14 protein-coding genes and 3 pseudogenes are annotated in these 14853 nt (G+C 46.4%); 4 read left to right on the plus strand and 13 right to left on the minus strand.

Going from position 1 to position 14853, the window contains the following annotated elements; genetic code table 11:
* Positions 1–32: 32 nt before the first annotated feature.
* Both JI735_RS08215 and JI735_RS08220 read left to right on the plus strand, forming a co-directional pair.
* Positions 33–767, plus strand: a pseudogene (locus tag JI735_RS08215) (Rpn family recombination-promoting nuclease/putative transposase); the annotation flags it as partial.
* 7 nt (positions 768–774) lie between these two features.
* Complete coding sequence (locus JI735_RS08220) at positions 775–1002, plus strand: hypothetical protein (RefSeq protein ID WP_039832526.1); 228 nt, start codon at positions 775–777, stop codon at positions 1000–1002.
* A gap of 143 nt (positions 1003–1145) precedes the next feature.
* Here JI735_RS08220 and JI735_RS08225 read toward each other — a convergent pair whose 3' ends face one another.
* The 11 genes and pseudogenes from JI735_RS08225 to JI735_RS08275 form a co-directional block, all read right to left on the minus strand.
* The gene (locus JI735_RS08225) at positions 1146–1514 is read right to left on the minus strand and encodes a hypothetical protein (RefSeq protein ID WP_039832525.1); all 369 of its coding nucleotides are present in this window, start codon (positions 1512–1514) and stop codon (positions 1146–1148) included.
* Positions 1515–1677: 163 nt separating this feature from the next.
* Entirely contained in the window at positions 1678–2406 is a 729-nt protein-coding gene (locus JI735_RS08230; RefSeq protein WP_039832524.1) for a GntR family transcriptional regulator, read from the minus strand.
* Between the two features lie 63 nt (positions 2407–2469).
* Positions 2470–3252 (minus strand): fructoselysine 6-kinase, encoded by a 783-nt coding sequence (gene frlD, locus JI735_RS08235; protein ID WP_039832522.1) that lies wholly within the window; start codon positions 3250–3252, stop codon positions 2470–2472.
* 94 nt (positions 3253–3346) lie between these two features.
* Positions 3347–4360 carry an SIS domain-containing protein gene (locus JI735_RS08240; RefSeq protein WP_039832521.1) on the minus strand — a complete coding sequence of 338 codons (1014 nt, stop codon included), beginning with the start codon at positions 4358–4360 and terminating at the stop codon, positions 3347–3349.
* 159 nt (positions 4361–4519) lie between these two features.
* Positions 4520–5865 (minus strand): annotated as a pseudogene (locus tag JI735_RS08245) (amino acid permease).
* Between the two features lie 16 nt (positions 5866–5881).
* The gene (locus JI735_RS08250; protein ID WP_039832519.1) at positions 5882–6709 is read right to left on the minus strand and encodes a sugar phosphate isomerase/epimerase family protein; all 828 of its coding nucleotides are present in this window, start codon (positions 6707–6709) and stop codon (positions 5882–5884) included.
* A 202-nt stretch (positions 6710–6911) separates the two neighbouring features.
* The gene (locus JI735_RS36845) at positions 6912–7397 is read right to left on the minus strand and encodes a S8 family serine peptidase (protein ID WP_267919187.1); all 486 of its coding nucleotides are present in this window, start codon (positions 7395–7397) and stop codon (positions 6912–6914) included.
* Positions 7398–7465: 68 nt separating this feature from the next.
* Positions 7466–8080, minus strand: a pseudogene (locus JI735_RS36850) (S8 family serine peptidase); the annotation flags it as partial.
* A 20-nt stretch (positions 8081–8100) separates the two neighbouring features.
* Positions 8101–8790, minus strand: a complete 690-nt coding sequence (locus JI735_RS08265) for an NPCBM/NEW2 domain-containing protein (RefSeq protein WP_039832517.1) — start codon at positions 8788–8790, stop codon at positions 8101–8103.
* Positions 8791–8898: 108 nt separating this feature from the next.
* Positions 8899–9405 carry a hypothetical protein gene (locus JI735_RS08270; protein WP_039832516.1) on the minus strand — a complete coding sequence of 169 codons (507 nt, stop codon included), beginning with the start codon at positions 9403–9405 and terminating at the stop codon, positions 8899–8901.
* Positions 9406–9547: 142 nt separating this feature from the next.
* Positions 9548–10228 carry a TetR/AcrR family transcriptional regulator gene (locus JI735_RS08275; RefSeq protein ID WP_039832515.1) on the minus strand — a complete coding sequence of 227 codons (681 nt, stop codon included), beginning with the start codon at positions 10226–10228 and terminating at the stop codon, positions 9548–9550.
* Positions 10229–10360: 132 nt separating this feature from the next.
* Between JI735_RS08275 and JI735_RS08280 the strand changes: the two genes are divergently transcribed.
* A complete protein-coding gene (locus JI735_RS08280; RefSeq protein WP_039832514.1) occupies positions 10361–11713 on the plus strand; it encodes an MATE family efflux transporter in 1353 nt (450 codons plus the stop codon).
* A gap of 84 nt (positions 11714–11797) precedes the next feature.
* Here the strand turns inward: JI735_RS08280 and JI735_RS08285 are convergent, their stop codons facing one another.
* A complete protein-coding gene (locus JI735_RS08285) occupies positions 11798–12178 on the minus strand; it encodes a hypothetical protein (protein WP_039832513.1) in 381 nt (126 codons plus the stop codon).
* 308 nt (positions 12179–12486) lie between these two features.
* Here JI735_RS08285 and JI735_RS08290 point away from each other — a divergent pair, with 308 nt between their 5' ends.
* Positions 12487–13248: a SagB/ThcOx family dehydrogenase gene (locus JI735_RS08290; RefSeq protein ID WP_039832512.1), complete on the plus strand. Its 762-nt coding sequence runs from the start codon at positions 12487–12489 to the stop codon at positions 13246–13248.
* Positions 13249–13261: 13 nt separating this feature from the next.
* On the opposite strand, the gene JI735_RS08295 is transcribed toward JI735_RS08290, so the two are convergent.
* Entirely contained in the window at positions 13262–14845 is a 1584-nt protein-coding gene (locus tag JI735_RS08295) for a response regulator (protein WP_039832511.1), read from the minus strand.
* Between the last annotated feature and the right edge of the window lie 8 nt (positions 14846–14853).

Consider the following 14853-nt stretch of genomic DNA (forward strand, 5'->3'; position numbering starts at 1 on the left):
AAGAACCTGTGAGCATGATATACTATTATGACAGACCGCCTTTGACAGAGATCATCCTGCTGAATCCCTATACCGAAAAGGACGCTCCCCGCGACAAGCAGTCGATATTGGACATTCGCGGCAAAACAGCGGACGGGGAACTTATCAATGTTGAAATGCAATTATTCAACAAATACGATACCGAGAAGCGCACCCTTTTCTATTGGAGCAAGCTATACAGCGGTCAGCTTCAAGAAGGCCAATCTTATAAAGTGTTGAAGAAATGTGTAACCATCAACATTCTGAACTATTCCTTCTTGCCTAACAACCAATATCATAATGTATTCCATCTCCGTGAAGATCGAAGCGGCATCCCGCTTGTAGATGACATGGAACTGCATTTTCTTGAATTACCCAAGCTTGACAATCATGCGGCTCCTGTGGAGAGCGGGGGACTGGTCAACTGGTTGCTCTTCTTGAAGGGTGTTGATAAATCCAATTGGGAGGTGCTGACGATGAACGAGCCTGTTTTGAAAAAAGCCATGGACACGTTAGAATTTCTTAGTCAGGATGCCGAAGCCCGCCGATTGTACGAAGTCAGACAAAAGTATCTGCATGACGAAGCTTCCATGATCGAAGGAGCATTGGCTGAAGGCGAAGCCCGCGGCGAGAAAAGGAAAGCGGTCCAGATGGCTCTGGAGCTTCTCAAACTCGGGGTAGATCCAGCTATTATAGCTAAGGCTTCTGAGCTGTCTGAGGCTGAAATCATTGCTCTAAAAAAGAAATAAAAGTGACATGGTGAAGAGTCAGTCCATTGGAGACTGGCTCTTCTTACTGCAAATTGGAGGATTTGTTGACGGTGCCCAAACCATCTACCAAGCGGCCACAGACGGTACAGGTCAATTCCGGTATGTAGTTGGAGGAGATGCAAAGATGCTCATTCATATGAAAGAAAATACGGATGAGGAAGAGTATAACAAATATAGCTCAGCATTTTTCTTGAAAAGAGAAAATTTGAAATGATCGTTCATCTTTCAGCAAGCCCCTTCTGCCGAAACGGAAGAAGGGGCTTTTGCTGTGAATCGGCAAAAGCCCCCTTCGAGGTACACCATTATTTTGTAGTATGAAAAAAACCGCAGCATCCGCCTGTCAGGCGGTCAAAAGACTTAGAAGCACGTGAACGAGCGAATCTGATTCAAATCAATGCCGAAGTACCCCCAGAAGAAACCGAACCATCTGAACCCTGCAATTGAATTACGCCCGACGAATACCGGGAAGAACCAGAATTGCTCGCCATTATTCAGCCAAATGTATGTGTTGCGGAATAGGCAGCGTCTGATCCCTCCGGGGTCGATGGCAAATGTAGTAGCCTGCATTTGCGGTACGAATTGCGGTGGAGGCGCTGTCGGCGCTTGAACACCTCCTGGTGCACCTCCCGGAGACCCGCCCGGAAACCCCGGCCCTCCCGGCACGCCAGGTCCGCCCGGGAATCCCGGAAACCCTCCGCCAGGTCCTGGTGTTGGAAAAACCCCCATATGTGATCACTCCTTTCATTGATTAGGCATAATCATCATATGCATTCGCGGAAAAGGCGCTTGGGTGAAAGCCCAGTAAAAAACCGTCCTTATCAAAAGACTTCAAACGAAACAACACGAGTGCATATCGCAGTACGTGTTGTTTTCTTTATAACCCATTGACCTACTTTGCCCGGTGGACCGTCAGATTGACCCGATTGGTCTCACACATAAATGTGGAGAGGTGAACAGGCTCATCATTTGCGTCAAAAGCAATTTTTAATATCCGGAACAAGTTCGCACCGATATCACATTCAAGAAATTTCGCATAATCTTTGGTCGCACCGATCACATCAATAATCTTGTCATTGCTCACGATCTCAGTATGATAGTCCTCCGACAGAATCTTGTAAGTCGATTCTTTCATCGCGATCTTCTTTTCCAAATCCGGAAACCGGGTGAGTGAATAATGGGCAATATCATAGAAAAGCGGGCGGTCATCTACATACATCAACCGTTCAAGCTCCAATACGGGGCTGCCTTTGTCAATAAGAAGATGTCCGGCCACCTCTTCAGACGCCGGGATGACTTCGCTTCTTAATATCCGTGAGTTTGGAATCATGCCCAGCTGGTGGCTGAACTCTGAGAAACCGCTTACTGATAACAGTTCATTATGAAATTTGTTGGAGGCCACAAAGGTGCCTCTACGGGGAATTCGCGTCAGGGTTCCTTCCCGCACAAGCTCCTCAATCGCTTTTCGTATGGTGATTCGGCTTACACTATAAGTATCACAGAGCTCTGCTTCCGTTGGAATCTGTTCATCCGGTTTGTATCGTCCGTTCTGAATATCGTTCTTCAACATTTGCCTGATCTGCATATACAGGGGCTGGGGGGTTGAAGGATTTAAATTCATGGTAAATTCACCCTTATTCATCAATGATTATAATACGTATTATACATTGATGATCAGCTCCAGTCACCATGCGCCGAAATAACCTATCGTCTTCGCAGCTGTGTTTGCCCCAAGCTCCAGGCAGCTCTCGACTGAAAGCCCTTTCAATCGGCCGTAAATGAACCCGGCAATGAAGGAATCTCCAGCTCCCATCGTATCTACGACGTTCACCTTACCTACGCCGTGCGGAAAGAATTGTTCTCCATCGTAAGCAAGCGAACCGTTTTCTCCCAAGGTAGCCACGGCAATCTGTGCCCCTCTTTGCTTAACCTCCACCAAGTGTTGGCGGATATAATCATCATCCTGAGTGTACGAAAAAAATGGATAGTCTACATAGGGCGTTAACGTCTGTACCCGGTCATCCTTCAGCTGATCCGAGAAATCAAAGGAAGTGATCATGCCCTTTTTCTTGAAGAGAGGAAAGTACGGATCGGCATGGCCCCATATCCCCGAGTGGACAAGCTGATAATTCCCGGCAAAATCGAGCTCTTCTGCTGTAAGGAAAAACTGTGCCATAACTCCCTCGTCGTAATCGCCGAACTTCCGGTCATTCTCTACCATCTCCACGTGGGTTACCGCTGTTTTTCCGGCCTTTTTTGAAATCCGGGAAGTATCCACGCCCTTGTCCTGAATAGCCTGGATCATAATCTCCCCATAAATGTCGGTGCCTACCCAGCCCAGATAGGCCGTCTCTGCACCCATTCCTGTTAAATAGACGGCCACATTCACCGGATTGCCTCCAGGATAGGCTTTGCCGCTTGCTTGATAGACATCCATGCAGTTATCCCCGACTGTAATGATTCTCATCTTACTCCCGCCTTCCCTGCTATTAAAGAATGAGCACTATCAAGTAGTGCTCAAACCAATGCATCAATATAGATTGAACTAAAGACCGCGTATCTTAATATTCCATTTGACGATAGTATCTTCTGAGTGTTAACGGATGATTTCTCTCACGCTCCAGGTAGGCGCTGATACGGCTTAGTACAGACCAGTTGATACTTACGGCAAAGTGCTTTCTGAACTCCCCGCTGATGCCTTCCATGGCAAAGTCTTTGGTATCAATAAGGGTCAGCTTCTTCGTAATTTTCTCGGCGAATCTCTCCACCCGGTCCATCAGAGGTCTTGTCTCATCTTCGCCTTTCAACAGAATAACACTGGTATCTTCAACCACAAGCTCAAGCGTGCCGTGGAAGAATTCCGCCGCATGAATCGACTTCGCGTGAATCCACTGCATTTCTTCCAGGATACACATCGCGTAGGAGTACGTATTCCCCCACAGGTTGCCGGAGCCAACCATCATATGATAGTCAGTATCTTTATGTTCTTTTGCAAAAGCTTCCGCTTTAGGGTCAAAAGCCTTGACTGCGTCCAGAATCGCACGCGGCAATAAGGCAACTTCCTTCGTGAACTGCTCATACTGAGGGAACTCATTGTTGTTATACATGAACCGGAACACAACCATGTACAGGAGCATGAAGAATGTATCGAAGGAATGCTTCTCCGAACCGGTTGTGATGCAGTGATCTACAATTTTGGTTAATGGAGTATCCCTCTCTGCCACAAGTGCAATTGTAGTCGCTCCCCGTTCCTTACAGAACTCGGCTGCTGCAACGGTCTCCTGCGTGGTTCCCGACACAGATGTGAAAATACATACGGAATCCTTACTGAAATGTCTGTTGTTCATCACCATGAATTCAGCGGCAATCTCCGCATGCACATCAATGGTCGAGTTTGATTTCAGAATATACTCATAAGGATACATCATCGCAATTGTGCCACCCGCACCGATCAGAAAAATATTGCTGTACCCTTTCTTGGCAATCCCGTCTACAATCTCTTCAATTTGTCCTCTAAAGGCCAGGCCCTCCTGCTCCACAAGCTTAAGAAATAATTGTTCGTCAAAATTCAACATTTACGTTCCCTCCCTATACTGGAGCGGTCTCGCTCCAATATCATCCAATTTTATTTGTTATATCTTGTATTATAATTAGACGACATAATTTAAACAACTTTTTTGTAAAATCTGAAGGAAGTCAGCGCGTCAGAGCCCACTCTCCTCATTTCATCCGGGCTAAGCGACTATATTGCTGCTGTCATGCCTGCTTTTAGATCCATACTTCTTCTCCCAAAAGTAATACACAGGCAGACCGGTTGCGATGACTATCGCCGCAGCAATCATGCCCTGCACTGGAGCCCACACAAAAGTTCCCCAAGCCAGCCATCCTGCCCCAAGGATCGCCAGAATAGTGGTCACTCTCCACATTGGCATGCGGTAAATCGGGTTATAATCTTCTCTCTTACGGCATTTATAGACTGCCGCAAAGTCCAGAATGTTAATGACCAGCTGAATCAGCGTGAAATAACCAAGCAGTTCGGTTAAATTGCTGAAGAACACAAGAATACAGGCAAACGTAACCTGAGCAATAATCGAGAAGCTTGGTGTTTCGAATTTGGGATGAACTTTCGCAAAACGCTGAAAGAACAGCCCATCCTTCGCCATAACATACTCCAGGCGAGGCTGAAACATAATGCAAGAGCTCAAGGAACCCAGAATAACAATAATCGCGGTAACGGCCACAAAAGATGAGGCCATGCCGGATAATCCGGGAATATACTTGACGGCGTCGGACACAGCGGAGCTGGAGCCCATCAGTTTGTCGAACGGCATTAGACCGGTGACACACACCGCAAGCAGCGTATATAGACCCAATACAACCAGTACCGAACTAATTAATGCCCGGGAAGAACTTTCCCTGGATTTTTGAATTCTCCAGCCATAAAACAAATGGCAGCCATTCCTGTGTAAGCCCACGTCGTGGCAGATACGCCGCCGATTAAGCTTGAACTTGCCGCTCCCGCAGCGGGCGTGTAAGCAAAGTTGTCAAAGTTCATGTACATAAAGCCCAGCACAATGACAATCAGGAAAGGGATGATTTTGACAGCCGTAATAATGACTTGAAAGCTGCCGCCTGCCTTGACACTCCGGTAATGGATGGACGTGATGATCAGAATAATCGCTACTCCCAGCAGTTTACCGGCAATTCCAGCGAAGAAAGGGAAGAAGCTCGCCAGATAAGCAACAATGGCCAGAGCCATAATCGAAATGGACGGAGGGTCGAGCGCCCAGAAGGTTGCCCATCCATATAGAAAGGCCAAGGGCCTCCATCCTGCTTTATTCAAGTATACGTAACCGCTTCCATTTTGCGGGTAGGCAGTCGACAATTCGGCCAGCACCATGACCTGCGGAATCGCAATAACTCCACCAATAATCCAGGCCAGAATTGAAATCGAGGGGATACCCGCAGCTTTTGCGACATCGCCGGAAGAGACGAAGATCCCGGAACCTACCGTAGTTCCTACAGCGATGGCGAGGGCCGACCAAAAGCCCAGTTTTCGTGTAAGTGAGCCATTACTCATAACGAGTTCCTCCAAATCAAGATGATAAGACATCCATTTCCGTTATTTTCCTGACTGATTCCCTAAGTGCTTCCTGCGGATTCTGATAATACTTGAACCCCATAATCTCTAGTGTGCAAGCTCCCTCATAATTATGGCTCTGAAGACTGGTTAGATATTCCCGCCAATTCAGCACCCCGTCATCTAGAGCCAGATGCGCATCAGACGAGCCGTCACCGTCGACCAGGTGGAAATGACTCAGCTCCGGGAGTAGGGAGAAATAATCTTCGGGTGTCTCGTTAGCAAGCTGCATCGCTACGGTATCGATCATCCCTTTTAAAGCCGGGGAACGGATCTCCTCCAGCATCCTCTTGATTCCCTTAACATCGATAATTAGATTCGATTCGAACCGGGTCAGAGGCTCCAACGCTAAAGTCACCCCTTCCTTCTCAGCCACCCTAGCTATCTGATAGATGGAGTAACCCGCATATTTCCATGATTCCGATTGCGATACAGCGAAGTCTCCTATTCCTGAAGTCACAAGCATCATGTTGGTCTCCAGCTCCAGAGCCGCGTACAGATTATCTATGAAGTAATCGATACTCTTCTGCCGCAGCTGGGAGTCGGAGGCGGCAATATTGAAGGGATAGACACACTGTTCCGGCGTATAACAGACGACTTTTATGCCTCGGGATTTCAGCTGCTGCCTCATGTGCCTCAAGTTGCCAAGAACATTCCGGTAGACGTATAAATGAGGCTCGCCCGCCCACAGCTCGATGTGCTCGATCCCGAGCCCGGTCACCTGATCCAGGAAGTACTCGAAGGGAAAATGCCTGTACGTAATATTCATTCCCGCAATCTTCATTTTGTTTCACCCCCTCTCATGTAAGCGTTTTTAATTGTTATGTCTAGTATTATAACTAAGGGTTACAATAATTTCAATGCCTTTTTGAAAATAAAAAAAGCAAGCCTCAACGAGTCCATTTGCTCGTTTGGCCTGCTTTTGTTTCCTGTTTAAGGATAAAGCGCTTTTGCAATCGCGTTTTTAGAGAATAAAATGGAGATTATTATTTCCAAGCAGTCTGATCTACGGCCTCTTTAGCTTGCACTATCCCATGACCATACTCCGGGACCAATCCCAATGGTTTTGCTGTTGACTCCAAAATGTCAGCGACCTCGCCCGGGCTAAGCTTTTTGTTTTTCTCCAAAATCAGTGCGGCAACACCTGTTACATGTGGAGCGGCCATAGATGTTCCCGATTTCATCCCATACTGATTACTTGGCAGCGTGCTTAATACTTTTACGCCGGGAGCCACGAGGTCTAAGTCAGGACCTTTAGCAGAAAAAAACGCCCTTTTGTTACCCGAGTCAATCGCCCCTACTGCAATTGCCGTAGAGTACCTTGCCGGATACAAGATTGTGTCATCACCCATATACCCATCGTTACCAGCAGCTGCAATAATAAGGATACCTGCATCATACGCCTCTTGGAGTTTTTCCTCCAGAATTTGCGATGGATTCTCACCACCAAAGCTGATATTAATAATATCCATTTTATGCTTAATGGCCCAATCAATTCCCTCGATAAGGGTGAAATAGGAGCCCGGCCACCCTGATCTAATACTTTGATTGCATAGATATCGGCCTTTGGGGCGACTCCGACCACACCTTCTCCATTGATCGATGCGGCGATGATACCAGCAACGTGGGTACCGTGGCCAAAGTCATCATCATAGTTTTCAGAATTCGTGATAAAAGAGTATCCGCTCTTCACGTTCACATCTGAATGCTGGCTATAACCGGAATCTAGCACGGCGATTTTTACACCCTTGCCTGTGTATCCTTCTTGCTGTGCTTCAATAGCATGGATATTTTGAATGCCGTAAGGGACCGTTTCCGTTACACTATCTGTCTTTTCAGCTTCGATTTCAGTCTCTACTTCATAGTTTGGTTCGATATATTGGATATCCGGGCTATTTTTTAGTTCGTAAAGAGAGGATCCGGATAGTTCGGCCACAACTATATCCCCTGACTCACTTATCTTCTTAAGCTTCCCTCCCAGCTTCTCAATAACACCATTCGGGGCAGTCGTCACACTGTTTAATTTCACCAGATACGTTCCATCGTAAGTTTTCGAAATGCTTGGATCACTAGATTCAGAAGCTGCTAATGCCCCCGCACTTGTTAACATAACAGTAATCAGACAAAAAGAACTAAGAAGACGGATTATTTTCATTCTATGTTCCTCCAGGCTGGTTATTTGTGATGTAAAATAGCATCGGCAATATCAATCGTAAGATCCGAGCCGGTGTCCTTTGTATACAAAATTTGCAACGTGGAAACCCCAGATAAATCGACTTCGAATCGTTTAGGCTGGTCCCCACCCTTCAAGTTCATGAAGCTAAGTAATTCTCTATTGTCTCCTATGATTTTCAACGTCCCTAATGCTGTACTGTTTTTGGTGTAATCATCAATTCCTACAAAGCCATCGAATTTGGAGTATTGGCCTGCAAGGTTAAATTGCAGCATCCCTTGATTGCCTTTTTCGGGGAAAGAAACTTTATAGCCTCTATGGCTATATTTGGTGCCCCCAATATTAGCAACACCAATTTCAAACTTTAAATCCCCCTCAACTCTAGTGGGGATCTGGTGCGAGAAGTAATCATCGGCATTACTTTTCCCGATCCAAACCGTGCTTTTGGTATCGTCCCATTCGATATCTTTATTCAACGATTCACTGACAAACCGCAAAGGAACGTAGATCGAACCTTGATAAATAAACCCTTCCGATCCTTGTGGAGGCTTTTTCTCGATTCCGTCGAACATATACGTGATTTTTCTAAGATAGATCCCGGTCATCGTAGGCTCCATCGCATAAGCGCTTGTTCCTGTGATGAGCAAGCAGGCGAAAAATCCAAATATAAAGCTTTTCACTTTTCCTAACATTAACCCTATCTCCCTTTAGCAAATAAAGTAGTATCAAAAGATGAAAATGGTGAACGCGGAAAAGAGATTGCTTAAAAAAGCAACCTCTCTCCCGTTATTTCAATAAATTTAGAAGGCTCGTATCGCCGATTGGAAACCGTATTCATAGCCGCCAGAACCATCTTTGGAAACAATACGAACAACGAAGTTTGTATCCTTGGAAGGCGCTGGGATTTCGGTAAGCACCGTCCAATTATTAGAGGAAGAAGTAGATCCGCTTGCGTACAAGCTGGTGGTGTTGTAATCCTCATCAGCATAATAAATTTTAATCGTCAAACCTTTATTTCCTTCGTCAAGCAGGTAATAGCGAATGGTATTGCCCATCGACGTACTGTAGCTTTCGTAGTAATCGTTTTCCCCGTCATTTTCTACGAAGGAATTCTCGGAATGAATCAACTCTTGTGCAGACACATCGCCGAAGCCCTGGATAGTTTTGGCTTTCTCAACTTTAAAAGCCTTCGACTGCGTGGAGGAGCTAGTTACATCTGCAGGATTGGACTTTGCAAATCCACTCATAGGCATTGCCAGGGATAAAGCTGCAACCGTTGCCAAAACAACAAACAAGCGCTTTTTCATAGTTTTCCATTTCCTCCCCATAATTGAGTAAATAAGAAAATATTGAAGTGCCGCAATTACAGCACCATAATATACCATTTATTCATAGAGTTCAATATAAAAAGTCAATATTTTCTATACCCTGGAATAATTATTACAGTTCCTAACGCGCCTGCTCCTTGATCACTTGCTCAATCCCGAGCAGAATCAGCCTCAAGCCGAACTCAAATGCCCCGTCGGTCCCCATCAGCTCGAACAGCCCGTTCGTGAACAGCCTCCGGAACAGTCCCGCATCCGTGTCGCTCATCGAGTCCAGAAGGCGAATCATCTCCTCACCCGGAGCCGCTCCCTGATCCTTAAGGATCGCGGAGACATTGCGCTCATGCTGATAATCGTCCAGAACGAAGTAGAAAACATAGTTCACAAGCGTAGTCACCACTTGCATTTTCTGCGCCTGCTCAAGCGGCGTCGATTCCACGCAGAGCAGCATACGGTTGGTGAACCGGATGATGTCCGGTTCGTGGGGCAGCGTCATCATCATGAGCTGCGTAGAGCAGGGATACCGGCTGAGCACGCTCCGTACGGTTACGGCAAGCCCTGTCAGCTGCTCCTTCCAGTCCCCCTCGGAGTGGAACTCCTCCAGGATAATCTTCGATACCTGATTGGCCAGGCGCTGGTAAAGATTTTGTTTGCTCTTGAAGTACCAGTACAGGGAGGGAGCCTGAATCCCCAGCCTGTCGGCCAATCGTCTCATGCTGAATTTCTCGATGTCCTCCTCTCCAAGAAGCTCCCACGAGGCTTCCAGAATCCTGTCCTCCGAAATTTGAGGCTGCTGCTTTTTCATCGTTATCCGTCCTTTTATCTAACAGTGTAAGTTTATGCTTTACAGGTTTATAGGTTCATGATATCATCTAACACTGTAAGGTTCAATCTAACACCGTTAGACTTGAAAAAACAAAGAAAGAAGTGATCCAACATGGATGCAGAAAACCTCTATTACTTTGAAAAAGCACCGGTCGCAAAGGCCGTAGCTCACTTCGCTGTACCGATGATGCTAGGCACATCAATGAATGTCATATACTCCATCTTGAATGCCTATTTCCTTGGTACACTCCATAATACTGCTATGTTAACCGCACTCGCACTAACCTTGCCGTTATTCGCAATCATTATGGCGCTGGGCAACTTGATTGGCATGGGCAGCGGCACATTCATCTCCCGTTTGCTGGGGGAGAAGAGATATGATGACGTAAAGCATGTGTCTTCATTCGCTTTTTACAGCAGTTTAGTTCTCGGACTTATCCTGATGGCTGTGGGTCTCCCATTGATCGAACTAATCGTACACGGCCTGGGGGCAACGCCTGACTCCTTCGGATTCACGAAGGACTATGTCACGGTTATGCTTATCGGTTCACCATTTGTCGTATTATTCTTCACGCTGGAGAATATCGTGCGCTCAGAGGGTGCAGCCATGACGTCTATGATCGGTATGATTCTCAGTGTTGTTGTAAATATCATTCTCGATGCGCTCGTCATCTTCGTGTTCCACTGGGACGTGATCGGCGTTGCGTCGGCTACGGTCATTTCCAACTTGGTTGCGAGTATATATTACGCCTTCCATATGGGGTATAAGAGCCAATTTCTAACAGTCTCCGTAAAATGGTTCAAGGCTACCAAGGACATTCTGGGCAATGTATTCAAAATCGGAGTTCCCGTCTTTATTATGAGCATCTTTTTGGGCGCCATGTCGCTCATCTTTAACCATTTCCTTGTCGAATATGGGGATTCAGCCGTGGCAGCTTACGGAATTTCATCACGTTTATTGCAGTTTCCTGAGTTTATTCTGATGGGTTTATGCGAGGGAGTTGTGCCGCTCATTGCCTTCTCTTTTACAGCGGATAAATTGCGCATGAAGAATACCATTGGATTTACGATTAAAGCAATCGTGGGGTTAGCAGTCGTATTCGGCATCGTCGTCTATTTGATTTCCGATCATTTAATTGGTCTTTTTACAAACGACCCGCAATTAATTGAAATGGGCAGCTACATTCTGCATGTAACGTTCCTATCCTTGTTCATTACAGGGATGACCACTCTGTTTACCGGGGTCTTCCAGGCAACAGCGCAAGGAACTGCCGCGTTTATTATGTCAATTATTCAAGGAATTACGCTGATTCCTGTGCTTTATATCGCCAATCAAATGAACGGCTTCCACGGGGTGGTCTGGTCGCTTGTCATTGCGGATGCCGCTGCCTTCCTTGTCGGTGCCGTCATGCTGTATGTTCTGCGGAACAAATTGCAGCCGGAATTGGAAAGTTTAGTACAGTAGAATTGATACCCCGCCGCCTCTAAAAGCAAGAAGGTACGGAAAAGCCGGTTCATTACCGGGTTTTCCGTACCTTCGCTTTCTGGTCTAAATTAATGCGTCGAAGTGGCCCTCCGCGTTCACCGTCGCCGTCCGGGGATCGGTTAGACCGTTGCCTTTGAGGCTCCCCTCTGCTTCAGTCCGCCAGAACGGGAGATGGTCTTGAAGCGGAGAAACCGGTACGAAATTGACCGGGGTGCTGCTCCCGCTTTTCTGCACCAGTCTAGCCTCCAGCAGCCGGATTTGCCGCTGCAGCTGCTCCCGGAGATAGGGAGTCTGCATCTTGCTGCCCTGCGCCGCGTTCGCCTTGTCCAGCTCCATCATCAGCTGGTTTCGCTGTTTCTCCAGGGAACTGACATCGCTCTGTGTTCCGCCGTAAGGTGCAATGTTTTGTACTGGGCTGATACCTGATACTATTTGTGCCGCCATGATTGGTCCCTCCGTCTCCTTGGCTCCCACGTTGAATCAAGCCAATTCAAAAGTTCTAATCCTCTCTATTACCCGGCCATCCCCGCCATGACAACATTCCAGGCCGCATATCCGCAATAATCGTCGTATAGTCTCAGCCAGAAGCTTTTTCGATCATACCAAAAGACCCACCGAAGATCTTCCCCAAACCCGCTATCCCACATATCATGCAAAAAAATGCAAATAAGAGTACGTGATTCTAATCACAACCAGGAATAACTGGACGTGTATACTTTTATAGAGTAAAGATCATCATGGGAGGTTCTAGCATGGGGCGATATGAAGAGCAAAGAAGTTTTTTGAAGTCTAACTTTCTTGAATTTAAACATGTGAAAACAGATAAGATAAAAGGTCTGCCAAAACCAATGACCGTCAAACCTTATTCCTCTTCATCCGTCATTATTGACCTTCCGGAATGTAACGAAGGCGTTGTAAAAAAACAAAATATCTATGACTGCATAAAGGAAAGAAGAAGTACACGATTTTATTCTGAGGAAAGTCTAAATCTTGAGGAGTTATCCTATCTATTATGGGCTACTCAAGGAATAACAAGTACAACGAAGACCGGACTTACCCTTCGGACTGTGCCGTGCAGTGGCGCAACACATACCTTTGAAACCTACCTTTTCATTATGCGGGTGGAGGGAATTCGCCAAGGAATCTACAGATATTTACCGGTGGAACACAAGCTCTTATATATGTCTGAATTGGATGAAATTGAACAAAAAATTGATGCCATTACATTAGACCAGCCATTTGTCCCGAATTTCTCGAAAAAGGCGGCCGTAATGTTCGCATGGAGTACAATTCCATACCGTTCCGAATGGAAATATGATATCTCAGCACATAAAAAAATCCTGATTGATATTGGCCATGTTTCTCAGAATCTTTATCTGGCAAGCGAATCGATCGATGCAGGAGCTTGTGCGATCGGTATTTATGACCAAAACCTGATCGACGAGGTATTAGGTTTAGACGGCGATGAAGAATTTATCCTTTTACTGGGCGCTGTTGGGAAAAAGCGAAAATAGTCAAAAGACTCCATTATCCAATTGGAGATTGATCCCCTTCGCTTTTTATCATATGCTCTTCTCTATACTGGCTGGGGCTAACGCCTACATGCTTCTTGAACACTTGGCAGAAATACCGCTGGTTATCATATCCGACATTAGTGGATATTTTAGAGATTTTGAAGCTGCTTCCCCTCAGCATCTTTTTCGCTTGCCAGATGCGCAGCAAAGTGACATATTCCAGAATCGTTTGCCCGGTTGATTTAGAATATAAGTTGCTTACATAGGAAGCGTTGAGATCAAACCGCTCTGCTAATTGATCGAGCTGGATATTCTCATGATAATGGGATTCAAGGTAAACTTTGATTTCATGAACCACCTTTTCTTTCAGGGTAGTCTTCGTTACGTTCAAATAAAATTGCACACTCTGCGCCAAATCCATACATATTTTCTTCAAAGATGCCCAATCCGGCGCTTCATGTATCTCTTCAATCAGCCGGGTGCGGTCTCCGGTCACTCTCTCGATCTTGATTCCATAGTCCTGCCCGATCAGATCGTGCAGCCGGTTCGCCCACTGGGCACCTGTCTTCTTCAGGGTATCGGGAGCGATTAATTGCTTTGTCCCCCATTCCGTCCAACGTTCTAGCATCGCTTCGAACTCTTTTTGTTCGTAACGGATGAAGGATTGTATTTGATTAGACCAATCGGAGACTATTCTTTCGGAAATGCGGGTAATCTCCGTCCAGCTGCTTGCGTCCATTACCGGAGCGCCGAAGAACAAACCCATTTGACATGCCTTGTAGGCTGCCAAATACGAGACATGCATATGCATTATTTCGGTTACAATCGGACCGATTGCAAACGACAATAAAGTATCGTCCCATGAGCCGTCATTCGAAAATGTTGCGGCTGCAGCTATCAGAATTTCCGTTAATGGCGCGTCTTCCTTCAGGTTCGCCATGCATAATAAGATGACTTTCTGCTGCTCGTAGAGCAGATCGACGACGATTCCGCGGTTCGCTAAAAAGCTCAGGAGAGCATCGGCAATGCCCTTGTCCTTCATTCGTTCGAGCAAAAGAGTCGCCGGGCTGCCGATCAGGATCACTGCAAACTGGTCATATTGTCCGTATGGCGTTTGATCGAATGATGGACGTTTCCCATGGACGATTAGATCGGTAAACACCGCCCGGTCTAATGCTTTTGCAATTCGAAGCTCAGGGTGATTCCCCGTTTGATCCGCTTTGCGCCCCAGACGCTGAATTGCCCTTGAGACGGTCCTTGCCACTTCATCAAGCTCTGCAGGCTTGATCAGATAATCCACCGCCTCCAGTTCAATAGCTTCTTTGGCGTATTCAAACTCGGAATAGCCGCTCACGATAATGCATTCCGCTTTGCGGCCATTCTCCTTTAGGGTACGGATTAGATCAAGACCGTTCAGGCCGGGCATCCGAATGTCTGTCAGGACTATGTCCGGATCCGACTGAAGAATCCGTTCCAACGCTTGTTTGCCGTTATTTGCCGTCCCTATGATCCGTACTCCGAATGCATCCCAGTCGATCATTTCCGACAACGTTTCCACTACAAGCTGTTCGTCATCCGCTATAAAAAGTTTATACAAGTCATGTC

Origin of the sequence: Paenibacillus sonchi, assembly GCF_016772475.1 — a bacterium.
Lineage (GTDB): Bacteria > Bacillota > Bacilli > Paenibacillales > Paenibacillaceae > Paenibacillus_AQ > Paenibacillus_AQ sonchi.